This is a genomic window from Pseudomonas sp. E1BtOHC1, assembly GCF_058744285.1.
The window spans coordinates 6,150,600-6,173,222 of the sequence record NZ_CP196023.1 but is presented as its reverse complement, the minus strand read 5'-3'; the positions used below and the strand labels follow the sequence as shown (position 1 = coordinate 6,173,222).

At 63.9% G+C, this 22,623-nt stretch carries 24 protein-coding genes; 18 read left to right on the top strand and 6 right to left on the bottom strand.

Annotation, left to right across the window (positions count from 1 at the left end; translation table 11 throughout):
* Nucleotides 1–29: 29 nt before the first annotated feature.
* Together ACSSVC_RS27830 and ACSSVC_RS27825 are read left to right on the top strand one after the other, a co-directional pair.
* Nucleotides 30–2,723, top strand: coding sequence for a DUF4118 domain-containing protein (locus ACSSVC_RS27830; RefSeq protein WP_346632373.1), 2,694 nt, complete (start codon nucleotides 30–32; stop codon nucleotides 2,721–2,723).
* Complete coding sequence (locus tag ACSSVC_RS27825; protein ID WP_123726209.1) at nucleotides 2,720–3,412, top strand: response regulator; 693 nt, start codon at nucleotides 2,720–2,722, stop codon at nucleotides 3,410–3,412. Before ACSSVC_RS27830 ends, ACSSVC_RS27825 begins: the two co-directional genes overlap by 4 nt.
* On the opposite strand, the gene ACSSVC_RS27820 is transcribed toward ACSSVC_RS27825, so the two are convergent.
* Nucleotides 3,391–3,543: a hypothetical protein gene (locus ACSSVC_RS27820; RefSeq protein ID WP_346632372.1), complete on the bottom strand. Its 153-nt coding sequence runs from the start codon at nucleotides 3,541–3,543 to the stop codon at nucleotides 3,391–3,393. The genes ACSSVC_RS27825 and ACSSVC_RS27820 overlap by 22 nt on opposite strands.
* Before the next feature lie 220 nt (nucleotides 3,544–3,763).
* Between ACSSVC_RS27820 and ACSSVC_RS27815 the strand changes: the two genes are divergently transcribed.
* Nucleotides 3,764–4,261 (top strand): GNAT family N-acetyltransferase, encoded by a 498-nt coding sequence (locus ACSSVC_RS27815; RefSeq protein WP_123726210.1) that lies wholly within the window; start codon nucleotides 3,764–3,766, stop codon nucleotides 4,259–4,261.
* A gap of 94 nt (nucleotides 4,262–4,355) precedes the next feature.
* Here ACSSVC_RS27815 and ACSSVC_RS27810 read toward each other — a convergent pair whose 3' ends face one another.
* Complete coding sequence (locus ACSSVC_RS27810; protein WP_492611730.1) at nucleotides 4,356–4,841, bottom strand: GNAT family N-acetyltransferase; 486 nt, start codon at nucleotides 4,839–4,841, stop codon at nucleotides 4,356–4,358.
* Nucleotides 4,842–5,025: 184 nt separating this feature from the next.
* Here ACSSVC_RS27810 and ACSSVC_RS27805 point away from each other — a divergent pair, with 184 nt between their 5' ends.
* The 4 genes from ACSSVC_RS27805 (at nucleotide 5,026) to ACSSVC_RS27790 (ending at nucleotide 7,646) form a co-directional block, all read left to right on the top strand.
* Nucleotides 5,026–5,460, top strand: coding sequence for a YybH family protein (locus ACSSVC_RS27805; RefSeq protein ID WP_404937520.1), 435 nt, complete (start codon nucleotides 5,026–5,028; stop codon nucleotides 5,458–5,460).
* Nucleotides 5,461–5,527: 67 nt separating this feature from the next.
* On the top strand, nucleotides 5,528–5,872 hold the full coding sequence (locus tag ACSSVC_RS27800) for a YciI family protein (protein ID WP_346632369.1): 345 nt from the start codon (nucleotides 5,528–5,530) through the stop codon (nucleotides 5,870–5,872).
* A gap of 26 nt (nucleotides 5,873–5,898) precedes the next feature.
* Nucleotides 5,899–6,390, top strand: a complete 492-nt coding sequence (locus ACSSVC_RS27795) for an SRPBCC family protein (protein ID WP_346632368.1) — start codon at nucleotides 5,899–5,901, stop codon at nucleotides 6,388–6,390.
* On the top strand, nucleotides 6,390–7,646 hold the full coding sequence (locus tag ACSSVC_RS27790) for an RNA polymerase sigma factor (RefSeq protein WP_492611729.1): 1,257 nt from the start codon (nucleotides 6,390–6,392) through the stop codon (nucleotides 7,644–7,646). Before ACSSVC_RS27795 ends, ACSSVC_RS27790 begins: the two co-directional genes overlap by 1 nt.
* A 41-nt stretch (nucleotides 7,647–7,687) precedes the next feature.
* Here ACSSVC_RS27790 and ACSSVC_RS27785 read toward each other — a convergent pair whose 3' ends face one another.
* The gene (locus tag ACSSVC_RS27785) at nucleotides 7,688–8,542 is read right to left on the bottom strand and encodes a LysR family transcriptional regulator (protein WP_346632366.1); all 855 of its coding nucleotides are present in this window, start codon (nucleotides 8,540–8,542) and stop codon (nucleotides 7,688–7,690) included.
* An 89-nt stretch (nucleotides 8,543–8,631) separates the two neighbouring features.
* Here ACSSVC_RS27785 and ACSSVC_RS27780 point away from each other — a divergent pair, with 89 nt between their 5' ends.
* From ACSSVC_RS27780 to ACSSVC_RS27760, 5 genes are all read left to right on the top strand, one after another.
* Nucleotides 8,632–9,066, top strand: coding sequence for a multidrug/biocide efflux PACE transporter (locus ACSSVC_RS27780; RefSeq protein ID WP_446439215.1), 435 nt, complete (start codon nucleotides 8,632–8,634; stop codon nucleotides 9,064–9,066).
* Nucleotides 9,067–9,255: 189 nt separating this feature from the next.
* Complete coding sequence (locus ACSSVC_RS27775; RefSeq protein ID WP_207166411.1) at nucleotides 9,256–9,864, top strand: paraquat-inducible protein A; 609 nt, start codon at nucleotides 9,256–9,258, stop codon at nucleotides 9,862–9,864.
* Entirely contained in the window at nucleotides 9,864–10,478 is a 615-nt protein-coding gene (locus ACSSVC_RS27770) for a paraquat-inducible protein A (protein WP_346632364.1), read from the top strand. The genes ACSSVC_RS27775 and ACSSVC_RS27770 overlap by 1 nt, the downstream gene beginning before the upstream one ends.
* Nucleotides 10,471–12,162 (top strand): PqiB family protein, encoded by a 1,692-nt coding sequence (locus ACSSVC_RS27765; RefSeq protein WP_346632363.1) that lies wholly within the window; start codon nucleotides 10,471–10,473, stop codon nucleotides 12,160–12,162. Before ACSSVC_RS27770 ends, ACSSVC_RS27765 begins: the two co-directional genes overlap by 8 nt.
* Nucleotides 12,159–12,743, top strand: coding sequence for a PqiC family protein (locus ACSSVC_RS27760; RefSeq protein ID WP_346632362.1), 585 nt, complete (start codon nucleotides 12,159–12,161; stop codon nucleotides 12,741–12,743). The genes ACSSVC_RS27765 and ACSSVC_RS27760 overlap by 4 nt, the downstream gene beginning before the upstream one ends.
* Nucleotides 12,744–12,855: 112 nt before the next feature.
* On the opposite strand, the gene ACSSVC_RS27755 is transcribed toward ACSSVC_RS27760, so the two are convergent.
* Nucleotides 12,856–13,773, bottom strand: a complete 918-nt coding sequence (locus ACSSVC_RS27755) for a LysR family transcriptional regulator (protein WP_123726221.1) — start codon at nucleotides 13,771–13,773, stop codon at nucleotides 12,856–12,858.
* Between the two features lie 187 nt (nucleotides 13,774–13,960).
* On the opposite strand from ACSSVC_RS27755, the gene ACSSVC_RS27750 reads away from it, so the two are divergent.
* From ACSSVC_RS27750 to ACSSVC_RS27725, 6 genes are all read left to right on the top strand, one after another.
* Nucleotides 13,961–14,719: a 5-oxoprolinase subunit PxpA gene (locus tag ACSSVC_RS27750; RefSeq protein WP_404937518.1), complete on the top strand. Its 759-nt coding sequence runs from the start codon at nucleotides 13,961–13,963 to the stop codon at nucleotides 14,717–14,719.
* A gap of 95 nt (nucleotides 14,720–14,814) precedes the next feature.
* Nucleotides 14,815–15,057: an acetyl-CoA carboxylase gene (locus ACSSVC_RS27745; RefSeq protein ID WP_011062806.1), complete on the top strand. Its 243-nt coding sequence runs from the start codon at nucleotides 14,815–14,817 to the stop codon at nucleotides 15,055–15,057.
* 10 nt (nucleotides 15,058–15,067) lie between these two features.
* Nucleotides 15,068–16,441, top strand: a complete 1,374-nt coding sequence (locus tag ACSSVC_RS27740; RefSeq protein ID WP_492611728.1) for an acetyl-CoA carboxylase biotin carboxylase subunit — start codon at nucleotides 15,068–15,070, stop codon at nucleotides 16,439–16,441.
* The gene (locus ACSSVC_RS27735) at nucleotides 16,438–17,310 is read left to right on the top strand and encodes a 5-oxoprolinase subunit B family protein (RefSeq protein WP_402885421.1); all 873 of its coding nucleotides are present in this window, start codon (nucleotides 16,438–16,440) and stop codon (nucleotides 17,308–17,310) included. Before ACSSVC_RS27740 ends, ACSSVC_RS27735 begins: the two co-directional genes overlap by 4 nt.
* A complete protein-coding gene (locus ACSSVC_RS27730) occupies nucleotides 17,307–18,281 on the top strand; it encodes a 5-oxoprolinase subunit C family protein (RefSeq protein ID WP_346632358.1) in 975 nt (324 codons plus the stop codon). Before ACSSVC_RS27735 ends, ACSSVC_RS27730 begins: the two co-directional genes overlap by 4 nt.
* Before the next feature lie 183 nt (nucleotides 18,282–18,464).
* The gene (locus ACSSVC_RS27725) at nucleotides 18,465–19,715 is read left to right on the top strand and encodes a purine-cytosine permease family protein (RefSeq protein ID WP_446439218.1); all 1,251 of its coding nucleotides are present in this window, start codon (nucleotides 18,465–18,467) and stop codon (nucleotides 19,713–19,715) included.
* Between the two features lie 26 nt (nucleotides 19,716–19,741).
* Here the strand turns inward: ACSSVC_RS27725 and ACSSVC_RS27720 are convergent, their stop codons facing one another.
* Both ACSSVC_RS27720 and ACSSVC_RS27715 read right to left on the bottom strand, forming a co-directional pair.
* A complete protein-coding gene (locus ACSSVC_RS27720; RefSeq protein ID WP_346632356.1) occupies nucleotides 19,742–21,352 on the bottom strand; it encodes an inorganic phosphate transporter in 1,611 nt (536 codons plus the stop codon).
* Between the two features lie 243 nt (nucleotides 21,353–21,595).
* On the bottom strand, nucleotides 21,596–22,618 hold the full coding sequence (locus ACSSVC_RS27715) for a transporter (RefSeq protein WP_346632355.1): 1,023 nt from the start codon (nucleotides 22,616–22,618) through the stop codon (nucleotides 21,596–21,598).
* Nucleotides 22,619–22,623: the final 5 nt, after the last annotated feature.

Genomic DNA, 22,623 nt, shown 5'->3' with positions numbered 1-22,623 from the left:
GGCGCCGCATTGTTCATTTAAGGAAGCTCATGACTGTGCTTGATGCAAGTCCCCCGCCCCGCGACGGGCGCCCCGATCCCGATGCGCTGCTGGAAAAGCTGCAACAGGACGAACAGGCGGCCCAGCGCGGCAAGCTGCGGATCTATTTCGGTTCCAACGCCGGGGTCGGCAAGACCTGCGCCATGCTCACCGCCGCCCGCAGTGAGGTGGCCCTGGGCCGCGACGTGGTGGCCGGGGTGGTGGAAACCCATGGCCGGCGGGAAACCGCCGATTTGCTGCAAGGTTTGGAGGTGCTGGAGCGCCACAGCCTGATGCACCGCGACTATGCCTTGCCCGAATTCGATCTGGACGCAGCCCTGGCGCGGCGTCCCTCGGTGTTGCTGGTGGACGAGCTGGCCCACAGCAATGTCCCCGGCTCGCGCCACCCCAAGCGCTGGCAGGACGTGGAAGAACTGCTGCGGGCCGGGATCGATGTCTGGACCACCCTCAACGTCCAGCATCTGGAAAGCCTCAACGACATCGTCAGCGGCATCATCGGCATCCGCGTGCGCGAGACGGTGCCGGATCACCTGTTCGATGAAGCACACGAAGTGCTGGTGATCGACCTGCCGCCGGATGACCTGCTACGCCGGCTCAAGGACGGCAAGGTCTACATGGGGCCCCAGGCTGAACGTGCTTCACGCAATTTCTTTCGCAAGGGCAACCTGTTGGCCCTGCGCGAGCTGACCCTGCGCCGCACCGCCGACCGGGTCGATGCGCAAATGCGCGACTACCGCCGCGAGCGTTCGATCAATGCCCTGTGGCCGGCCCGGGAGCGGCTGCTGGTGGGGATCGCCGGTGATCCGGCGGACGAACGCCTGGTACGCGAAGCGGCGCGCCTGGCGCAGAAGCTCGAGGCCGATTGGATCGTCGTGCATGTGGCTTCGGCGCAACGCCGTGGCCACGGCGCCAGCCGTTATGCGGCGGCGATGAAGACCCTGGCCCTGGCCGCCGAGTTCGGCGCCGAGACCGCGACCCTGCCTGGCATGGACGTGGCCGAGGCCTTGGTGGCCTGCGCCCGTGAGCACAATGCCAACCGCCTGGTGCTGGGCCATTACCCGCGCAAGGTCTGGCAGTTCTGGCATCAGTCGGTGAGCGATCGCATCAGCCGCCAGCATCCGGAAATCGACCAGATCGTGATCGCCAACGGGCCCTTGAGCCGGCGCCCGGTACCTGCCGACAAGCCAGAGGCCGGATTGTCCCCGAGTCGAGCGCCGGCCTATCTGTGGGCCAGCCTCGCGTGTTTCGCCGCCACCGCAGTGGCGGCGCTGCTGCTGAAGGTGTTCGACCCGGCCAACGTGGTGATGCTGTTCCTGCTCACTGTGGTTCTGGTGGCCCTGCGTTTCGGGCGTGGCCCGGGTGTCTGGGCGGCGATGCTGGCGGTGCTGTGTTTCGACTTCTTCTTCGTCCAGCCGGTGTGGTCCTTCACCGTCAACGACACCCAGTATTTCTTCACCTTTGCCCTGATGCTCGGCATCGCCCTGATCACCGGCCAGCTCACCGCACGCTTGCGCCACCAGGCACGCACCGCCGCCGAAGGTGAGCGCCGCGCCACCTCCCTGGCCGGGCTGGCTCGGGAGCTATCGGCGGCACTGACCGAGGAGCAGATCTGCGCCGTGGCCCTGCGCACCTTCAGCGGGGTGTTCGAGGCCCGGGTCGGCTTGGCGCTGCCGGATGCGGACAATCGCGTGCGAGCCTTGAATGCCAATGCCCTGGCGATCGATGAAAGCATTGCCCAGTGGGCCTATGACCACGATCAGCCGGCAGGCAGCGGCACCGATACCCTGGCGGCGGCCAAGGGCTGCTACCTGCCGCTCAAGGCGCCGATGCGAGTGCGCGGTGTGCTGGTGCTGGAGCTGGCAGACGCCGAACGCCTCAAGGAACCCGAGGAACAGCGCCTGCTGGAGGCCTGCATGAGCCAGTTGGCAATCGCCCTGGAACGGGTGCATTACGTCGAAGTGGCGCAGAGCACCGTGGTGCAAATGGAAGGCGAACGCATGCGCAACACCTTGCTCGCCGCCATTTCCCATGACTTGCGCACGCCGCTGACCACCATCATCGGGGCCGCCGATGCCGCGTTGCCCCATGCTCCGAATGGTCCGTTGCCCGAGCTGTTGCATGGTATCCATGATCAAGCCACTTCCATGCAGCGCCTGATCGAGAACCTGTTGGACATGGCGCGAATGCAGGAGCGCGGGGTGCGCCTCAAGCGTCAGTGGAACTCTCTGGAGGAGATTGTCGGCAGCGCCCTGCGCCAGTTGCGCGAGCCCCTGGCCGGACATGAACTGCGGGTGACCATGGCGCCGCATCTGCCTCTGGTGGACGTGGACGCACTGTTGCTGGAACGGGTGCTGGTGAACCTGCTGGACAATGCTGCCAAGTACACCCCGGCCGGGACCCTGGTGCAGATCACTGCCCGCCAGGTGGACCAGCAGATCATCCTGCAGGTCAGCGACTGCGGTCCGGGCTGTCCCAAGGGCAGCTCCCCGGACAGCCTGTTCGAGGCCTTCAGCCGTGGCCAGCAAGAGTCCGCGGTGGCCGGGATCGGCCTGGGGCTGGCCCTGGCCAAACGTATTGTCGAAGCCCATGGCGGGCGTATCGAGGCCCAGCCTCACGCCGACGCCGGGCTGAGTTTTGTCATCACCTTGCCGGCGGGACAACCGCCATCGATGGAAGCCCTATGAGCAGCCCACGCATCCTGATTGTCGAGGACGAAGCCAATATTCGCCGTTTTGTCGGCATTGCCCTGGAGGACGAAGGTTTCCAGGTGTTCGAGGCCGACAGCGTCAAGCGCGCCCTGATCCATGCCGCCAGTCGCCAGCCGGACCTGGTGATCGTCGACCTGGGCCTGCCGGACGGCGATGGCAAGCAACTGATCAGTGAACTGCGAGGCTGGCTGGCGGTGCCGATCCTGGTGCTGTCGGCCAGGGACCGCGAAGACGAGAAAGTCGCCGCCCTGGATGCCGGGGCCGACGACTATCTGGTCAAACCGTTCGGCGTGCCGGAGTTGCTGGCGCGGATTCGTGCGCAACTGCGGCGCCATGGCCAGAGCGGCGCGGCGGCGGCCACCAGCAAGGTGGCCTTTGGCACCATCGAAGTCGATCTGGCCACCCATGAGGTGCGCCGCGAAGGGCAGTTGGTGCACCTGACCCCCATCGAATACCGTCTGCTCTGCGCCCTGATCCGTGGCCAGAGCCGGGTACTGACCCATCGTCAGTTGCTGCTGGAAGTCTGGGGCCTGGACTATGTCGACCGCGCCCATTACCTGCGGGTGCACATGGCGCATCTGCGGCAGAAGCTGGAGGCCGATCCGGCTCAGCCCCAGCATCTGATCACCGAGTTGCAGGTGGGTTATCGCCTGGTCGGGCTGTGATCCTGCCTTGTGGTGCCGCTCAGGGCTTTTTTGCCGCGGCGCCGCTCATGCACAAAATCGATGTACAAGGTAATGCAGCCGAAGGCGGTGATGCTGAACAGCACAAGAAGGCCGATCTGAATGTTGCTCATGGGGAAGGTCCTGTGGGCAAGACGCGGCAGGACCAGCTTGATGGGGCCGGTCGGAGGCGTCGGGGATCAGATAGATAATCCCTGGGCGCCGCCCTTGCCAGGGTTTATATGAAAGCTTTACGGCGGCCCCGACTATCCCTATGCGGGGCATACGCAAGACTCCCCATAACGCCACTCTTGCTAGAATCGGCCATCCTTCACCGTCTTCAGGTTACCGCCCATGACTGCTTCGACCCCACTGATCCGTACCGTCCTGCCCACCGACCTGGATGCTTGCTTCGCCATCGAGACCCTGGCCTATGAAGGCGACGAAGCCGCGACCCGGGAAAAGATCGCTACCCGCATCGCTACCTGGCCCGAGGGTTTTATCGTCGCCGAGGTGGATGGCGCAGTGGCCGGCTTCATCAATTCCGGTGCCACCTTCGAGGTGCAGATGGCCGACGAAGCCTTCAAGGAACTGATCGGCCACGACCCGGCCGGCTCCGAAGTGGTGATCATGTCGGTGGTGGTGCATCCCGATTTCCAGGGCCAGGGCTTGTCCCGGCAACTGTTGCAAGCCTTCATTGCACGCATGACCGAGCAGGGCAAGGCGCGCATCCACCTGATGTGCAAGGAACGCCATGTGCCGCTCTATGAGCGCTTTGGCTTCGTCTACATCAAGGCTTCGGCGTCGGACCACGGCGGCATGGCCTGGCATGAGATGGTGCGGGGGTTGTAAGTCCCAGGCATACCCCTGATGAACAAGGGGCGCCTGCGTAGGGTCTTTTCAGGGGGCTGCCAAGCAGGAGTGCCCTTGAGTTGAAGTGCTGAACTCAAAACGCCAGAACCATCCTGCGCTCATATCCCATCCGGCCTTTGCAGGCCTTGCCATTTTCGACCCAGCCCAGCTTGAGATAGAGCTGGAGTGCGGCCTGGTTGTCGGCATCCACCGCCAGCATCAGGCCCTTGAGCTGCGGCCACTCCTGGAGCGCGGCGCCAGGCAGGGCTTGCAGGCAGGCGGTGCCCAGTCCCTGGCCCTGGAGCGGCAGGTCCACTTGCAGAGCGTGCAGGGTGGCGTGGTCGGTCTCGGCCCAGGCCGGCAGGCAAGGCGCGTGCTTGAGCAGCAGGAAAGCCACCGGCCGTTCGTCGCTGAGCAGGGCGAAGCCTTTGATGGCGCCTGCCGGTGCGTTGCCCAGGGTGTACAGCGCGCCATGGATATCCCCGGAAAACGCCCTCTGTTCAGGCCGTACTTCAAGGCTCAGCAGTTGGGCACGCTGATGGCTGTCGAGCTGTTCATAAGGCACGAGACGAGTGGTCACTGGGGAGACTGTCCAGGGGAGGGAAGGGGGCGGATTCTAGCGATTTTGATTCAGCGGGAAAATTTTTTGTCGAGGTTGTCGATTGTCTGGGTGGCCAGACGACTAAGGGTGAACCGAGCATTCAAGTGCGCTCTTGCAGGGGCTGCCCGGTGCCGGTTGATTCCACCCTTGAGGAGTTTTTGCCATGCACAACCCATCCAGTGAAGCGCAGATCCGCAGCCTGATCGACCATTGGCAGCAGGCGGTGCTCGCCAGGGACATCGAGCGTATCGTCAGTTTTTACGCCGAGGACATTGTCTCTTTCGACGCCGTCGGCGCCCTGCAGTATTCGGGCAAGGCCGCCTACCGTGAACATTGGCAAGCCTGCATGCAGGCCTGCCCGGGCCCGGGCATCTTCGAGTTCCACCAACTGCGGGTGCGGGCCGCCGAGGAGCTGGCGTTCGCCCATTGGCTGGCCCATTGCGGGGGCACCGATGCCCAAGGGCAGACCAAGGCCTGCTGGATGCGGGTGAGCGCCGCCTATGAGCTGCGCGGCGGGCAATGGCAGGTGGTGCATGAACACTGGTCGGCGCCGTTCGACATGCTGACCGGGACCACCCGATTCGATTTGCAACCCTGATGATCGGGCGGTTCGCCAAAGGACAAAACAGCAACCATAGTTGATCAGCCCGAACCCGGAGACACCCATGAAATACCTCTGTCTGGTCTACAGCGATGAACAGTTGTTGCACAGCCTGCCCGAGAGCCCCAAGGACGCCGAGTGCCTGGCCTATGCCGAGTCGGTCCAGGGCAGCGGGCGGATGCTTGCCGCCGAGGCGTTGCAATCGATACAGACCGCCACCACGGTGCGCATGCGTGGCGGCAAGCTCTCCATCACCGATGGTCCGTTCGCCGAAACCAAGGAGCAACTGGCCGGTTTCTACCTGATCGAGGCCAGAGACTTGAATGAAGCGATCCAGGTGGCGGGGAACATTCCGGCGGCCCGGGTCGGCAGTGTCGAAGTGCGTCCGGTGCGTGAACTCAATCCCTGATAACAAGCATAAGCAGGAGTTTGCCAATGACCTTTTCAACAGTGGGCCGCCAGGCCGCCGAGCATGAACTGTCCATCAGCCGCTTGATCGATGCGCCACGGGCCAAGGTGTTTCGCGCCTGGACCGAGCCGGCGTTGCTGGCGCAATGGTGGGGGCCGCACGGCATGACCACCCCGGAGTGTGAAATGGACCTGTGGGTCGGTGGCCAGTTTCGCACTTTGATGCGGGCGCCGGACGGCACCGAATACCCGACCATGGGGGTGTTCCTGGAGATCCAGGCACCGTCGCGCCTGGTGTTCACCGATGCCTATGTGCCTGGCTGGATTCCTTCGGGCAAGCCGTTCATGACCGCTGAAGTGACCTTCGAGGAGCAGGACGGCAAGACGCTCTACACCGCCCGCGCCATGCATTGGAGTGAAGCCGATCGGCAGGCCCACGAAGCCATGGGCTTTCATCAGGGGTGGGGGGAGAGCCTGGAGCGTCTGGTGGCCCTGGTGACCCAAGGCATGCCGGACTGATGCCGGGTCAATCCGGTGAGGCCGTGCAGGTCCTGGTGGCGCGGGTCTACCGTGAGGAATCGCGGCGCATTCTCGCCACCCTGATCCGCCTGCTGGGGGATTTCGACCTCGCTGAAGAGGCCTTGCACGAGGCCTTCTTTGTCGCCGTGGAGCGTTGGCAAGGGGACGGCGTGCCGGACAATCCTCGGGCCTGGCTGGTGTCCGTCGGACGTTTCAAGGCCATCGATGCCTTGCGCCGACGGGCGCGTTTCGCCGCTTCCCAGGCGGCGCTGGTCAACCAGCTGGAGCAACTTGAACAGCACGACTGGAGCGGTGAGGACGTGCAAGACGATCGCCTGCGGTTGATCTTCACCTGTTGCCACCCGGCGCTGGCGGCAGACGCCCAGGTGCCGCTGACCCTGCGGGAAATCTGCGACCTGAGCACGGAGGAAATCGCCCGGGCCTTTCTTGTCACGCCGGCCACCATCGCCCAGCGTATCGTGCGCGCCAAGGCGAAGATCCGCGACGCCGGGATTCCCTATCAGGTACCGGCGCTGGACGAGTTGCCCGAGCGCCTGGACAGTGTCTTGCGAGTGATCTATCTGGTGTTCAACGAAGGCTATTCGGCGTCCATGGGGGCCGAGTTGACCCGTGAGGACCTGACCTGTGAAGCGATACGCCTGGGACGCCTGCTCCTGGAACTGTTACCGGAGGCGGAAGTACTGGGCCTGCTGGCCCTGATGCTGTTGCACGAGTCCCGACGTGGGGCGCGACTCTCCAGCACTGGCGAGTTGATCCTGCTGGATGAGCAGGACCGCTCCCTGTGGCAGCGGGCCTTGATGGACGAAGGCTGTGCCCTGGTGGAGCGCGGGCTGCGCAGCGGACACGGCGGGGCCTATTGCCTGCAGGCGGCGATTGCAGCGGTGCATGCCGAGGCTCCCAGCGCCGAACAGACCGATTGGCCGCAGATCGTCGGTCTGTATGACGTTTTGCTGCGGCTGCAGCCTTCGCCGGTGATCGAACTCAACCGTGCCGTGGCCCTGGCCAAGCGTGATGGCCCCGCGGTCGGCCTGGAGCAGGTGGAGGCCATTGTGCGGCGTGGCGACTTGCAGGATTACCATCTGCTCCACGCCGCCCATGCCGACTTCTGCCGGCAGTTGGGGCAGGTCGAGGCGGCGCGGGAGTCCTACCTAAGAGCCTTGGCCCTGACCCGGCAAGCTCCGGAACGGCGTTTTCTCGAAGCTCGCCTGGCCCAGTTGGCCCCCAGCTCGGTGTAGTTTTGCAGGGGCGCTCTACAGGGGCGCAGACTCGAACTGCCTCACTCCAGCATCCGCCCCAGTAGCCAGCTCCCTGCCGGCCCGGGCGGATGCAGGCGCGACCAGAGGGCATCCACCGCCACCGTGCGCGGCCAACCGCGTACTTTCAGTTCCTGCAATTTACCGGCGCCAAAGCCGTCCACCAGCCAGCTCGGCAACGGCGCCCAGCCAAAACCGCCCTGGGCCATTTCCAGCAGCATCAGGTAGCTGGGCGCTGACCAGACCCGTCCCTGGGTGCGGCTGTCGTAGGGGTTGAGCACTGTTGCCAGGCGCAGTTCTCGGTGCTGGCGCAGGGCTTCCTGATCGACGTGCTCCAGTCGGGCCAGAGGATGCTTGCGGGATACGTACAGGGACATTTCACCCTGTTCATCCAGGGTCTTGTGTTCCAGGTCCGCCGGGTAATCGGCCTGCATCTCGGCAAAGGCGATGTGCGCCCGGCCACTTTGCACCAGGGCGATCAGGTCTTCGCATTCGGCGATCAGGCATTCCAGTTCCAGGTCCGGGTAACGCTGCTCGAAGGCGCTCAGGCAGCTTTCAAAGCGATCCGACTGATAGGTGTCGGACAGGGCCACGGTGAGTTTCGCCTCGACTCCCCGGGACAATTGGCTGGCGGCCATTTCCAGGCGGCTGGTGGCCGCAAGGATCTCCTCCGCGCGCTGCAGCAGCACATGCCCGGCGGGCGTCAGGCCGGGCTTGCGACTGGCCCGATCGAACAACTGCACATTGAGGTCGATTTCCAGGCTGGCCACCGCCGCGCTGATGGTGGACTGGCTCTTGCCCAGCTTGCGGGCGGCGGCGGAAAAGGAACCCTGGGTCGCTGCCTGGACGAACGCCAGCAGCACTTCGTGTGAGGCCATGAACTATCGCCTTGGTCGATGGTTATTGATTATGAAGTATCGGCCTGATCCTGGAAGATCGCCAACACATTCACTCAAGGAGCACGGCAATGAGCCTGCACAAATCCCTTACCGAACGTATTTTCCAGGCTGTAGGTTTTGAACTGCTGGCCGTGCTGATCTGCACGCCGCTGCTGTCCTGGATCATGGACAAACCCATGGCTGACATGGGCCTGGTGACTATCGGCATCGGCCTTTTGGCGCTGATCTGGAACGTGGTGTTCAACGGTCTGTTCGATCGTCTGCTCAAGCGTCTGCAGCTTGCACACAATGGCTGGACCCGGGTCCTGCATGCCCTGCTGTTCGAAGGCGGTCTGGTGGCGGTGGGTGTACCGCTGATTGCCTGGTGGTTGAATATTAGCCTGTTGCAGGCGTTCATCCTCGATATCGGCGTGCTGTTGTTCTTTCTGCCCTACACCTACCTCTACCACTGGAGCTACGACGTACTGCGGGACAAGTGGCTGCAACAGCGTCTGGCTCATTGAGCCGAAGGTCTCGGTGATAGTCGCCGGCCCAGGTTGTGGCCGGCGAAAACCCACGGGGGGCCTATTATGGCGTAGAGGTCTGCGACCTGATTTCAGACAGAACTGGACACCGTCCTCGAGTTTTTCTGAAAATGTGCGTCCGCTGGAGGCCGTCACTGAACCTGCAGCCCTCCCGACTATCTGAAGACCATGACTATTTCCCGCAACTGGATCATCTGCGAACACTGCGATTCGCTGTACGAATCCGTGCCGCTCGGCAAAGGCCAGGCCGCTCAGTGCTCGCGCTGTGGCGCGGTGCTGGCCCGTGCCCGCTACATGAACGTGCAGCAGCTGTTCGCCCTGTCGATTACCGCCGGGTTGTTGTTCGTCTTCGCCAATCTGTTTCCGGTGATCAAGATCAGCCTCGAAGGCCTGAGCAACGAAGCGACCCTCTGGCAATCGGTAGAAGCCTTGGCTCAGGGTCGCATCAGCCTGATTGCGGCGATCACTGGCCTGACCATCATCCTGGCGCCGTGCCTGCAGATCATTCTGCTGTGCTGGGTGCTGGGGTTCGCCAATTTCGATCGCGCCGCGCCAGGCTTCAAGGCCTGCATGCGAGCCCTGGAGCACCTGCGGCCGTGGAGCATGCTCGAGGTGTGCCTGCTGGGAATTCTGGTGGCCATCGTCAAGCTGGCAGGCATGCTCGATGTGCACCCTGGCCTCGGGCTCTGGGCCCTGGCCATGCTGACGGTGCTGATCATCCTGATTTCCGGCAAGGACATCCGCTATCTCTGGGATGACCTGGAGGGGCGCTACTGATGAGTCCGCCCCCTTACGCCCGGGACTATCAACTGATGCTCTGCCACACCTGCGGCCAGGTCTGCGAGCAATCCGAGCACCAGTGCCCCCGTTGCGACTCCGTGGTCCATGCGCGCAAGCCCAACAGCCTGGCGCGAACCTGGGCCTTTCTCGTGGCCAGCCTGATCTTCTACATCCCGGCCAACCTATTGCCGGTGATGCACACCAGTATTTTTGGCAGTGCCAGTGAAAACACCATCATGAGCGGCGTGGTGGAGTTCTGGAAGCACGGCTCCTGGGACATTGCCCTGTTGATTTTCATCGCCAGCGTAGTGGTGCCCTGCATTAAATTCTTTGTCCTCGGCACCTTGCTGGTGACCTGCCAGCGCCGCAGCCTCTGGGCCCAGCGCGAGCGTGCCAGGCTGTACCGTTTTATCGAGGTGATCGGCTATTGGTCGATGCTCGATGTGCTGGTGGTGGCCCTGGTGGCGGCCCTGGTGCAGTTTCGGGCCCTGAGTTCCATCGATCCGCGGATGGGCATTCTGTTTTTTGGTTTGGTGGTGGTGCTGACGATGTTGGCGGCCATGAGTTTCGATCCCCGGCTTATCTGGGATGTAGAGGTTGAAGATGTCTGATCATCCAGGTTCCAAGACTGCAGGTTCCCAGCCGGCTCCCGGCGCTCCGGCGCTGCGTACGCGGCGTTTCAATGTCTCGCTGGTGTGGTTGGTGCCCATTGTCGCGGCTTTGGTGGGGCTGTCGATGGTGGTCCACAACTCGCTGTCGGCCGGGCCGGAAATCACCATCAGCTTCCAGACTGCCGAGGGCCTGGAAGCCAACAAGACCCAGGTCAAGTACAAGAACGTGGTGATCGGCAAGGTGACCTCCATCGCCTTGAGCGATGATCGCCGCAAGGTGCTGGCCAAGGTCGAGCTGGACCAGTCCGCCGAACCTTTCACCGCCGACGACTCGATGTTCTGGGTGGTGCGCCCGCGCATTGGCGCCAACGGCGTTTCCGGGGTCGATACCTTGCTCTCCGGGGCCTTTATCGGCGCCGATGCCGGCAAGTCGGAGAAGCGCAAGGACAGCTTCAAGGGCCTGGAAACCCCGCCGCCCATTACCTACGGGCAAAAGGGCAAGCGCTTCACCCTGCACACCGACGACCTCGGCTCCCTGGACATCGGTTCGCCGGTCTACTACCGGCGCATCGAGGTGGGGCAGGTGGTGTCCTACCAGTTGGCCAACAGCGGCAAGGGCGTGGACGTGAAGATCTTCGTCAACTCGCCCAATGATAAGTACGTCACCACCGACAGCCGATTCTGGAACGCCAGCGGGGTGGATGTGACCCTGGGCGCCAACGGCTTGAAGGTCAACACCGAGTCGGTGTCCTCGATCCTTGCCGGCGGCATTGCCTTTGTCGAACCCAAGTACAGCCCCAACGCCAAGCCGGCCGAGGAGAATGCCGAATACACCCTGTTCGGTGACCAGGATACGGCGCTGGCCCCGCCGGACGGTGCGCCCTATTACATCCGCATGCGCTTCGACCAGGCCCTGCGTGGCCTGTCGCTCAATGCCCCGGTGGAATTCCTCGGGGTGAACATCGGCAAGGTGGTGTCCATGGACCTGGACTACGACGAACAGCGCAAGTATTTCCCGACCCTGGTAGGGGCGGTGATCTATCCCGAGCGCCTGGGCAAGGCCCATGAAAAACTGGTGAAGCAGACCGGCGGTGAAGACGACGCCCGCTCCGCGCAACTGATCGGCGCCTTCGTCAAGAACGGCCTGCGGGCCCAGCCCCGCAGCGGCAACCTGCTGACCGGCCAGTTGTACATCTCCCTGGATTTTGTCGCCAACGCCAAGCCGGTGGCCTACAACCCCGCCGCACGGCCGCTGGAGATCCCCACCATCCCGGGCAGCATGGACAAGTTGCAGGAACAACTGCAGGCCGTGGTGGACAAGATCAGCAAGCTGCCGATCGACTCCATCGCCGCCAACCTCGACGGCAGTCTGGCGGAGATGCAGAAGACCCTGAAACAGGTCAACGGCCAAGTGCTGCCGCAGATGCGCGACACCCTGGAGCAATCGAAGAAGACCCTGGCCAGTGCCAACGAGAGCTTCTCCGAGGACTCGCCACAGCGGCAAAAACTCAGCCAGGCCATGGAGGAAGTGCAGCGCACCGCCCGTTCGGTGCGGGTGCTCAGCGACTTCCTCGGCCGTCATCCTGAAGCGTTGATTCGCGGTCGCCTCAAAGACAACCAACCGGATGCCTACCAGTCGCCATCCTCCTCTGTTCGCGAATCCGCACCGGAAGCCCAGCCATGAAAAAACCTGCCTTGTTGTTGAGCCTGACCCTGGGACTTGCCGCTTGCAGCTCTGCGCCTACCCATTACTACACCCTGATGCCGCCGGTGGCTGAAGGCAGCGCTGCGGCACGCAACACAAGCCTGCAGTTCGAGATGTCCACGGTGCGCATTCCGGTCCAGGTGGATCAGCCGCAGTTGGTGGTGCGCCAGGACAGCGGCACCCTGGCGATCCTGGAAACCCAGCGCTGGAGCGCGCCCCTGGTGGATGAGTTCCACGACGCCCTGGCCAGCCAGATGGAGCAGAAGCTCGGCACCCGCAACCTTGAAGGCTTGCCCAAGCAACCCGGGCGCCCGGTGCTGTCGTTGCAGACCGATGTGCGGCGTTTCGAATCCCTGCCCGGGCGTTACGCGCTGATCGATGTGGTCTGGAGCCTGCGCTTGCGGGGCGAGGGCGGTCCGGCACGCAGCCTGACCTGCAGCAGTCAGATCCGCCAGCCGGCGGGTGTCGAACTGGGCAGTCTGGTGCAGGCTCATCAACAGGCCATCGCCCAGTTGGCCGGACAGATCGCCAGCACCGCGCAACGCTGGACCTGCCCTTGAGTAAACGTGTGTAGTCACTGCGGCAGGCGGCGTCGCTCTTGGATCACTACAGGTCCTGTGGCCCTTTTCGCAGCTGCACGGGCTCGGTAGCTGTTACAGACTGGGCAAGACCTCAGCGCCGGGCCGAGAGTTGCTGGGGCGCCAGGAAGGCGTCGTGAAAGTAGTCGCGCAAGGCTTGCATCGCCGGGGTGAAAGTCCGTTCGCGGTGCCAGGCCAGGCCCACGCTCATGGGGGTCACCGCGTCGCTCAGGCTCAGGGTCTCGATGCGCTTGCCCTCCAGGGACCAGGGCCGGTGCACCAGGTCCGAAAGAATCGCCACGCCGCTGCCGTTGGCCACCATGCTGCGCACGGCCTCCACCGAGCTGGTGCGCACCCGCACATTGGGCTGCTGGCCGGCCTGTTCCCAATAGCGCATGGCACTCTGTTCGGCTTCGTCGACGGTGAGCAGGATGAACGGCTCTTCAGCCACGTCCGCCAGGCTGACGCTGGCCCGTTCGCAGAGCCGATGGTGCGCCGGCAGCCACAGCCGGCGCTCGGAGTTGAACAGGGTTTCCGAGACGATGTCCGGGTGGGTCAGGTTGGCGGTGAGCACCACCGCCATGTCGAAACGCCCCTCCAGCAACCCTTGCTCGATAGCCTGGCGCTCCTGCTCGTGGAGTTCGATGGTGACGTCCGGGTGCCAGTGCTCCAGGCGTTGCAGGTGGTGTGGCAGGAAGTAGCCGATCACCGTGTAGCTGGCCGCCAGGTGCAGCACACCGCTGGCCCGGTAGTCCGGCAGCGGGCTGTTCAGCGCATCCTCGACACTGCGCAAGATCACATAGGCACGGTTGAGAAAGTGCCGCCCGGCGTCGGTCAGGTTCATGCCCTGGGCCGAGCGCACGAACAACTGCACCGCGAGCATCGCTTCAAGCTCCTTGATCGCGGTGGTCACCGCCGACTGGGAGATATTCAAGTGGATCGCCGCCTGGGAGATCTGCCCGATCTCCGCAGTGGCCACGAAGTAGCGCACCTGGCGCAAGGTCAACGACATGTTCCATTCCCCATCACCTCTGTAGGAGCCGGCTTGCCGGCGAAAGCGACCTCGCTGCCGGCTGCCCGCTCCTAACAAAGCTTTATCTGTTTTTCAGAAGATGCTCTATCTGATAATAGATCTTCCCAAGGGGTCAAGGCCGCTCTAATTTTCACTGCACGAAGTCACAAGAGTTGGAGCAACAGTGATGCAGGCAGTGGATTTCAATTCGGACATGGGCGAGAGCTTCGGTCCCTGGACCATCGGCGACGGCGTCGACAACGAGCTGATGGGCTATATCAGCTCGGCCAATATCGCCACCGGTTTTCACGCCGGCGACCCCGGTACCATGCGCCGCACCATCGAACAGGCCAAGCGCCTGGGGGTCGCTATCGGTGCTCATCCGGGGTTCCGCGACCTGGTGGGTTTCGGCCGCCGGCACATCAACGCACCGGCCCAGGAACTGGTGGACGACATGCTCTATCAGCTTGGCGCCCTGCGGGAAATGGCCCGGGTGCAAGGTGTGAAGTTGCAACACATCAAGCCCCACGGTGCGCTCTACATGCACTTGGCCCGGGACGAGGAAGCGGCGCGGTTGCTGGTGGAAAACCTGCGCAAGCTGGAGCCCGAGCTGCTGCTGTATTGCATGCCCAATTCGGTGATCTGGCGCATCGCCCAGGAGCTCGGCCAGCCGGTGATCCGCGAGTTCTACGCCGACCGTGATTACGACCTCAGCGGTTCCATCGTCTTCACCCGCCAGGTGCGCGCCCTGGACCCGGCGGCCGTGGCGGCCAAGGTGCTGCGCGCCTGCCAGACCGGCCTGGTGCGTACCGTCGAAGGTGAGGATCTGTTCCTTGAGTTCGACTCCATCTGCCTGCACAGCGACACCCCCGGCGCCCTGGATCTGGTGGAGGCCACCCGCACGGCGCTGGATCAGGCCGGCATCGAGGTGCGCGCACCGCGCTGAGGCGCATCGACACGAAGCACCGCGCGCAGACGCGGGTTTCATCTGGTTTTGATTTTTTTGCCTGCCTTTCTACAACTATTCCAAAAGGAACAGACATGGCCGAATACAGTGTTATCACCCCCTTGCCGGGCACCTTCTATCGCAAGGCCACCCCGGAGTCGGCGCCTTTCGTCGAGGTCGGCGATTCCGTCAGCGCCGATACCGTGATCGGCCTGATTGAAGTCATGAAGCAGTTTTCCGAACTGACCGCCGGGAGCGCGGGTCAAGTCAGTGCCTTTTTGGTGGAAGACGGTGATCCGGTGGAACCGGGTCAGGTCGTCGCGACGCTCGAACAGTGAGGGCCGGGGCATGACTGGATCAATCAACAAATTACTGGTGGCCAACCGTGGCGAGATTGCCGTGCGCATCATTCGTGCGGCCAAGGCCCTGGGGATTCCCACCGTTGCCGCGTGCAGCGAGGCAGATGCCGATTCCATGGCCGCACGCATGGCCGATGAAGTGCAGATCATTGGCCCGGCCCGGGCCGACAAGAGCTACCTGAATGTCCAGGCCCTGCTCGGTGCCTTGCAGGCCAGCGGTGCCAATGCGGTGCATCCGGGCTATGGCTTTCTTTCCGAGAACGCCGACTTCGCCGAGGCGGTGGTCAAGGCCGGAGCAATCTTCGTCGGGCCCAGCGCCGAAACCATCCGCCGCATGGGCGACAAGGCCGAAGCCCGGCGCACCGCGCAGGCGGCGGGAGTGCCGGTGGTACCGGGCTCCCCGGGTGAACTCTTCGACCTGGACGCCGCGCTCAAGGCCGCTGAAAACGTGGGTTTTCCGCTGTTGATCAAAGCCAGTGCCGGCGGTGGCGGGCGGGGGATTCGCCTGGCTCAGGATGCGGCGCAACTGGCCGAGGAATTCCCTCGGGCGCAACGGGAAGCCCAGACGGCTTTCGGCAATGGCGCGGTGTACCTGGAGCGTTTCATTGGCCGTGCGCGGCACATCGAAGTCCAGGTGTTGGGCGATGGCCAACACGCGGTGCACCTGTTCGAGCGCGAGTGCTCGCTGCAACGGCGGCGGCAGAAAATCTTCGAAGAAGCACCGTCGCCGGTGCTCAGCGCCGAGCAGCGTGAGCAATTGTGCAGCAGCGCCGTGCGCCTCACCGAAGCCTTGGGCTACCAAGGCGCCGGCACCCTGGAATACCTCTACGACGACAGCACCGGCGAGTTCTTCTTTATCGAGATGAACACACGGATTCAGGTGGAACACCCCATCAGCGAACTGATCACCGGCATCGATCTGGTCCAGGCCATGTTGCGCATCGCCGGGGGCGAGCCCCTGGGCCTGCGCCAGAGCGATATCCAGCTCAATGGCGCGGCCTTGCAGATGCGCCTGAATGCCGAAGACCCGGCGCGGGATTTTTTCCCCAGCCCGGGCAAGGTCGAGCAACTGATCTGGCCGCAAGGGGCGGGGGTGCGGGTCGATAGTCACCTGTACCCGGGCTATGCTGTGCCGCCTTATTACGACTCGCTGTTGGCCAAGCTGATCGTCCACGGGCGTGACCGCGGCGAGGCCCTGGCCCGGGCGCGGCTGGCCGTGGAACACACCACCTTGACCGGCATGGCCAGTACCTTGTCGCTGCACCGTGAACTGCTGGCCGAACCCTGGTTGCAGCAGGCCGATTTTCACACGGGAACCCTGGAAACCTGGCTGGCCGAGCGCCGCGCCGGAGGTGTCGCATGAGCCAGCCGATCCGCTACAGCTTTGGTGCCGACGAGCACCTGTTCGCCGAAGTCAGCGACAGCATGTCCCTGGAAGCCTTCTTCAAGGGCATGGCGGTGACCCGCGCCGTGGAGCGCCTGGAGTTGGATGGGGTGCTGGATGTGTGCCTGGCCAATGCCTCGTTCCAGATCCGCTTCGACCCGGACCGCATCGCCCCCCACACCCTGCTGGAGGCGGTGCAGCAGGCCGAGGCCGGGGCGGTGGCCGAGCGCAGCCTGCACACCCGGATCATCGAGATCCCGGTGCTCTACAACGACCCCTGGACCCATGAAACCCTGATGCGCTTTCGTGACCGGCACCAGGACCCCAGCGCCACGGACCTGGAGTACGCAGCGCGGATCAACGGTCTGGCGGACGTCGATGCCTTTATCGCCGCCCACAGCGGTGCGCCCTGGTTCGTCTCCATGGTGGGGTTTGTTGCCGGGTTGCCGTTCATGTTCCAGATGGTTGAGCGTGAGCGGCAGTTACAGGTGCCCAAGTACCTGCGGCCGCGCACCGATACGCCAAAACTGACCCTGGGTCATGGCGGCTGTTTCGGCTGCATCTACTCGGTGCGCGGTGCCGGCGGCTACCAGATGTTCGGCGTCACCCCGGCCCCCATCTACGACCCGCAGCAGCAACTGGCTTACCTCAAGGCGCACATGGTGTTCTTCCGCCCGGGGGACATCGTGCAGTTCAAGCCCATCGACCGCGAGGCTTACGATCAAGCGGTGGCCGAAGTCGAGGCCGGGCGCTTCGACCTGCGTATTCGCGAGGTGGAGTTTTCCCTGGATGCCTTTCTAGCCGACCCGGTCGGCTATCCCAAGTCGCTGCAGGAGGTGCTGGCATGATCAAGGTCATCAAACCGGGCCTGGCCACATCGGTGCAGGACCTGGGTCGCGAAGGTTTCTATCACCTGGGGATTCCGCCGTCTGGCGCCTTGGACCAGTACGCCCTGAGCGCGGCCAACCAGTTGGTGGGCAACCCGGCAGGCGCGGCCGGGCTGGAGTGCACGCTGCTCGGGCCGGAGCTTGCGTTCAGCGCCGATGCCCTGGTGGCGGTTTGCGGCGCCCATATGACGCCCAAACTCGATGGCGTGGACATGCACCTGGACACCGCCTTTGCGGTCAAGGCCGGGCAAGTGCTGCGTTTCGACTTTCCCAAGGCCGGGGCCCGAGCCTACCTGGCGGTGGCCGGTGGCATCGATGTGCCGCTGGTGCTGGGCAGTCGTTCGACCTATGCCCTGGGCGCCCTCGGTGGTTTTCAGGGCCGGCGTTTGGCGGCAGGGGATGAGCTGCCGGTGGGCGTCGCCAGCGGCAAAAGCCGTCCCGGTGCCAGCTTGCCTATGGCGTTGCGCCAATCCCTGGGGGGCGAAATCAGCCTGCGGGTGGTGCCGGGCCTGTACTACGAACGCTTGAGCGACGCGGCCAAGGTCAGCTTCTTCGCCGAACCCTGGACCGTGGGTTCGGAAGCCGACCGCATCGGCTATCGCTTCAAGGGCGGTAGCGCCCTGAGCTTCCAGCCGCGGGAGCAGCCGTTCGGTGCCGGTTCCGATCCGTCGAACATCGTCGACAGTTGCTACCCCATCGGTTCGATCCAGGTGCCGGCAGGGCTTGAACCCATTGTCCTGCACCGGGACGCGGTGTCCGGTGGCGGCTACGCCATGATCGGTACGGTGATCAGCGCCGACCTCGACCTGATCGGCCAGATGCAGCCCAACCAGAAGGCCCGCTTTGTGGCGGTGACCCTCGAAGAAGCGCTGCAAGCCCGGCGCTCCTATAAGAAAAAGCTCAGCTGTCTGAGCAAGCTCTTCCCTTCCTGATTCTGCCCGCCGCATCGCGCGGGCCATGCCAAAAGGTAAGCCAACGCCGCACTTCGGTGCGGTGACGGCTGCCCGCGCTTCAACCCTTGATTGGTTCTGGAGTTCACGCCAATGGCAGCTTTATCGCAATCGAATCAAACCGGGCAGGCCCCGGCCAGCGTTGCCGTCCCAAGCGAAGCGCGTATGGGACGACTGTCCCTGACCATGGCCTGGTGGGCGGTGTGCAGCGCGATGTTCTACATCGTCGTCGGCGCTTCCCTGGCCCTGTCTTACGGCACCCGCAATGCACTGATCGGCATGCTCCTGTCGGTGCTCAGTTATGGCCTGGTGAACACTGTGCTCAGCCGCTTCGCTATGCGCAGCGGGCTCTCGGTGGCGCTGTTTTCACGGTTGTTGTTCGGCAGCACCGGAGCCTGCCTGGCGACCCTGATTTTCTTCTCCACGGCGATCTACTACGCAGTGTTCGAAGGGTCGGTGATCGCCGTGGCCCTCAACCACCTGTACCCGCAACTGCTGTATCCGCTGGCGGCGCTGGTGGTGGTGCTGTACAGCGTGCCGCTGATCCTGGGCAGCGTGCAGCACTGGCTGGACAAGCTCAACGGTGTGCTGTTGCCGGTGTATCTGGGGGGCTTGCTGTTCGCCGTGGGCCTGTCCATCAGCCGTTATGGCTACCAGCCGCAATGGCTGGATTTCGGCCCGGCCAATCCCAGCAGCACAGGCTGGTGGGATTGCTTCGTAGCCTACATGGGGGTGTGGATCCTGATGCTGTTCACCTTCGACTACGCACGTTTCGGCAAGCCGGCAGACGCCGCTTATCACGGTCGCTGGAGCTTCGGCATGCCGTTCTACGCGGTGACCTTTTTGCTCAACGGCGCGGCGGGGATCTACCTGGTGAGCAGCATTCCCCATGACGGCGCGCTCAATGAAGTCTCGGTGGTGATGGCGATCTTGCAGTTGATGGGGCTCTGGGGGCTGTTGTTCGTCTGGGCCACGCAAACCCGGATCAACACCGCCAACTACTACCTGGCGACCTTGAACATGCAGGCGTTCTTCGGTCGTTTCGGTCTGCGCGGTTCCTACCTGATGTGGGCGGTGGCGGTGGGGATCATCGTCTACGGCCTGATGCTGGCGGATGTGTTCGCCTACCTGCTCAAGGCCCTGGCCTATCAGGGGATCTTTGTCGTGGCCTGGGTCGGCGTGGCCCTGGCGCAGATTCTCCTGGGGCGTACCGACGTGGCGGCGATTGATCGCGTGGCGGCCTTCAACCCGGTGGGGCTGACGGCCTGGTTCGGTGGCACGGCCCTGGGGCTGATGCTGATGTGGGCGGGGGGCGGCCTGGCCAGTTTCTCGGCACCGCTGACCGGGGTCCTGGCGTTTGCCTTGCAGGCCGGGCTGGCCAGTCGCTTGCGGGGCCGCTTGCCCGCCGTCGGCTGACAGGGCGGCGGGCAAGCGGGCGCTGATCAGAACAGTTGGGTGAACAGCCAGTACAGGCTGCCCGACAGCAGGATCGCCGCCGGCAAGGTCAGGACCCAGGCCATGGCCAGGTTGCGGATGGTGCGCATCTGCAATCCGCCGCCATTGGCCACCATGGTTCCGGCCACCCCCGAGGACAAGACGTGGGTGGTCGATACCGGCAGGCCGAACATGTCCGCCGCGCCGATGGTCAGCATGGCCACGGTTTCTGCCGAGGCACCCTGGGCGTAGGTCAGGTGGGTCTTGCCGATCTTCTCGCCGACGGTGACCACGATGCGTTTCCAGCCGACCATGGTGCCCAGGCCCAGGGCGATGGCCACGGCAATCTTCACCCACAGCGGAATAAAGCGCGTGGCGTTGTCGATCTGCTGCTTGAACAGTTGCAGCTTGTCCCGGGTGTCCTGGTCGAAATGGCCGACTTGGTTCTTGTCCATCAGGCGGATGGCTTCGCTGGTCAGGTACATGTCGTTGCGCACGTTGCCCATGGCTTCGGCGGGAACCTTGGCCAGCGAGCCGTAACCCTTGACCTCGGCGCCGATGGCGCCGGTCAGGGCGGCCAGGGCCGGAACCAGTTCAGGTGTCGCCTCTTTGCTGCGCATGTACTCTGAGAGCACGGCACGAGGGTCGGTGGGTGCCGCTTGCGGTGCGCTTTTCACCAGGGCTTGCTGGGTGACTTCGGCCACTGCGGCGAACTGCAGCGATTGGTCGGCGGGCATGGTGCGGTTCAGGGCATAGGCCATGGGCAAGGTGCCCACCAGGATCAGCATGATCAGGCCCATGCCTTTCTGGCCGTCGTTGGAGCCGTGGGCGAAGGACACCCCGGTGCAGGTCAGGATCAGCAGCCCGCGAATCCACCACGGCGGTGGCGCGTCACCCTTGGGGGCCTTGTACAACGCGCGGTTCTTGACGAACAGGCGCAGGGCCAACAGCAGCAGGGCGGCGAACACGAAGCCGATCAGTGGCGAGAACAGCAAGGCGTAACCGACCTTGGTGGCCTGGCTCCAGTCCACGCCGCTGGTGCCGTCGCGGCCGTGCATCAGGGCGTTGGCCACACCGACGCCGATGATCGACCCGATCAGGGTATGGGACGAAGAGGCTGGCAGCCCGAGCCACCAGGTGCCCAGATTCCACAGGATGGCGGCGATCAACAGGGCAAAGATCATGGCGAAGCCGGCCGAGGAGCCCACCTGCAGAATCAGTTCCACTGGCAGCAGGGCGATGATGCCGAAGGCCACCGCGCCACTGGACAGCAGCACCCCGAGGAAGTTGAACATGCCGGACCAGACCACCGCGAACTGCGGTGGTAGCGAATGGGTGTAGATCACCGTGGCCACGGCGTTGGCGGTGTCGTGGAAGCCGTTGACGAACTCGAAGCCCAGTGCGATCAGCAAGGCCACACCCAGCAGCAGGAACGGGGTCCAGGTGGTGACCGTGGTGCCCAGTTCGTGCATGTCATGCACCAGGCTGTAGGCGGTGAACAGCAAGCCCATGGCCAGCACTGCGAAAAACACTACCAGGGTGAAGGGGCCGGGTTTTTTATCCAGTTGCGGTTTGACGTCGAGGCTGGGGGAAGCGGCAGTCAGGGAAGGGGTGGCCATTACTGGACAATCCTGTTGCGGGAGAGAGTGTCGCCCATGATCGTTGCCAATTGTTACAAGGAGACTGCCTCAGGTCATGGTTTGCGCGATTGAGTGGCTCCGTTGATCCGTTCGAGTCCGCCGCCATCATCGCGGCCATCGCAATCATCGCGTAGGCGCTGGCTTGCCAGCGAAGAGGTCCCTGAGCCAGCCGTCGACCTTGGGCGCGCCTTCGCCGGCAAGCCGGCTCCTACAGGGAGTGTTTCAGTAGTCCTGGCGTTTACGGAAGGCCCAGCGCCCGGCGATCACGGTGAAGGTGGCCACCAGCGCCACCAGAATCCAGAAGCCCTCCGGGTCGCCGGAAAAGGGAATGCCACCCACGTTCATGCCGAAGAAGCCGGCGATGATGTTGATCGGCAGGGCCAGGACCGTGACCACGGTCAGGGTGAACAGGGTGCGGTTGGTCTGTTCATTGAGGTTGGCGGCGATCTCTTCCTGCAGCAGTTTGATCCGCTCCCCGAGGGCGGTGAGGTCGTTGATGATCAGGGCGAACTCTTCGGTGGACTTGCGCAGCTCCTTGACGTCTTCCTTCTGCAACCATTGCGGCGGCCGATTGAGCAGACGCAGCAGGGAGCCCGGTTCCAGGGCCAGCAGCCGTTGCAGACGCACCAGTACCCGACGCATGGCCCCCAGTTCGGCTCGGTTGCTGGAGACCCGGGCCGCCAGCAACTGGTCTTCGATCTGGTCGACGCTGAGGCTGGTTTTACGCACGATCTGGGTCAGCACTTCGCCCTGGTCGCGCAGCAGGTGCACCAGCAGTTCCAGGGGCGAGCGAAAGCGTTCGCCGGCCTTGACCGAGGAGCGCAGCTTGTCCACCGAGTGCAGGGGTTGCAGGCGGGCGCTGATGATCAGGTTGCTGCGTACGCAGACCCACAGGGTGGAGATGTCCGAGGACACCATGCTGCTGAAGTTGAACACCACATCGTTGACCACCGCCAGCAGCGCCGAGTCGACGTGTTCGATGCGGGTCGAGCGCGACCCTTCGTGCAGGGCTTCGAAGAACTCCTCGGGCAATTGCAAGTGGGCCTTCATCCAGCGCTCGCAGGCGGCGTGGGCCAGGTTCAGGTGCAACCAGAGGAATTCGTCGCTGTTGCGCGGCTGTTGCAGGGCTTGCAGGGCCTTGGCTGAATCCAGTTCATGACCCCGTTCGCCGGGCCGAAAGCTAAAACCGTAGAGCAGGCCAAACAGATCGGAATCGCGGTGACTCTGGTCGATGCTGTGGTTCATGGGGT

Bases quoted from the DNA above. Each gene is read 5' to 3' on its own strand.
- ACSSVC_RS27830 (WP_346632373.1), top strand. From the start codon at position 30: ATGACTGTGCTTGATGCAAGTCCCCCGCCCCGCGACGGGCGCCCCGAT.
- ACSSVC_RS27825 (WP_123726209.1), top strand. From the start codon at position 2,720: ATGAGCAGCCCACGCATCCTGATTGTCGAGGACGAAGCCAATATTCGC.
- ACSSVC_RS27820 (WP_346632372.1), bottom strand. From the start codon at position 3,543: ATGAGCAACATTCAGATCGGCCTTCTTGTGCTGTTCAGCATCACCGCC.
- ACSSVC_RS27815 (WP_123726210.1), top strand. From the start codon at position 3,764: ATGACTGCTTCGACCCCACTGATCCGTACCGTCCTGCCCACCGACCTG.
- ACSSVC_RS27805 (WP_404937520.1), top strand. From the start codon at position 5,026: ATGCACAACCCATCCAGTGAAGCGCAGATCCGCAGCCTGATCGACCAT.
- ACSSVC_RS27800 (WP_346632369.1), top strand. From the start codon at position 5,528: ATGAAATACCTCTGTCTGGTCTACAGCGATGAACAGTTGTTGCACAGC.
- ACSSVC_RS27795 (WP_346632368.1), top strand. From the start codon at position 5,899: ATGACCTTTTCAACAGTGGGCCGCCAGGCCGCCGAGCATGAACTGTCC.
- ACSSVC_RS27790 (WP_492611729.1), top strand. From the start codon at position 6,390: ATGCCGGGTCAATCCGGTGAGGCCGTGCAGGTCCTGGTGGCGCGGGTC.
- ACSSVC_RS27785 (WP_346632366.1), bottom strand. From the start codon at position 8,542: ATGGCCTCACACGAAGTGCTGCTGGCGTTCGTCCAGGCAGCGACCCAG.
- ACSSVC_RS27780 (WP_446439215.1), top strand. From the start codon at position 8,632: ATGAGCCTGCACAAATCCCTTACCGAACGTATTTTCCAGGCTGTAGGT.
- ACSSVC_RS27775 (WP_207166411.1), top strand. From the start codon at position 9,256: ATGACTATTTCCCGCAACTGGATCATCTGCGAACACTGCGATTCGCTG.
- ACSSVC_RS27770 (WP_346632364.1), top strand. From the start codon at position 9,864: ATGAGTCCGCCCCCTTACGCCCGGGACTATCAACTGATGCTCTGCCAC.
- ACSSVC_RS27765 (WP_346632363.1), top strand. From the start codon at position 10,471: ATGTCTGATCATCCAGGTTCCAAGACTGCAGGTTCCCAGCCGGCTCCC.
- ACSSVC_RS27760 (WP_346632362.1), top strand. From the start codon at position 12,159: ATGAAAAAACCTGCCTTGTTGTTGAGCCTGACCCTGGGACTTGCCGCT.
- ACSSVC_RS27755 (WP_123726221.1), bottom strand. From the start codon at position 13,773: ATGTCGTTGACCTTGCGCCAGGTGCGCTACTTCGTGGCCACTGCGGAG.
- ACSSVC_RS27750 (WP_404937518.1), top strand. From the start codon at position 13,961: ATGCAGGCAGTGGATTTCAATTCGGACATGGGCGAGAGCTTCGGTCCC.
- ACSSVC_RS27745 (WP_011062806.1), top strand. From the start codon at position 14,815: ATGGCCGAATACAGTGTTATCACCCCCTTGCCGGGCACCTTCTATCGC.
- ACSSVC_RS27740 (WP_492611728.1), top strand. From the start codon at position 15,068: ATGACTGGATCAATCAACAAATTACTGGTGGCCAACCGTGGCGAGATT.
- ACSSVC_RS27735 (WP_402885421.1), top strand. From the start codon at position 16,438: ATGAGCCAGCCGATCCGCTACAGCTTTGGTGCCGACGAGCACCTGTTC.
- ACSSVC_RS27730 (WP_346632358.1), top strand. From the start codon at position 17,307: ATGATCAAGGTCATCAAACCGGGCCTGGCCACATCGGTGCAGGACCTG.
- ACSSVC_RS27725 (WP_446439218.1), top strand. From the start codon at position 18,465: ATGGGACGACTGTCCCTGACCATGGCCTGGTGGGCGGTGTGCAGCGCG.
- ACSSVC_RS27720 (WP_346632356.1), bottom strand. From the start codon at position 21,352: ATGGCCACCCCTTCCCTGACTGCCGCTTCCCCCAGCCTCGACGTCAAA.
- ACSSVC_RS27715 (WP_346632355.1), bottom strand. From the start codon at position 22,618: ATGAACCACAGCATCGACCAGAGTCACCGCGATTCCGATCTGTTTGGC.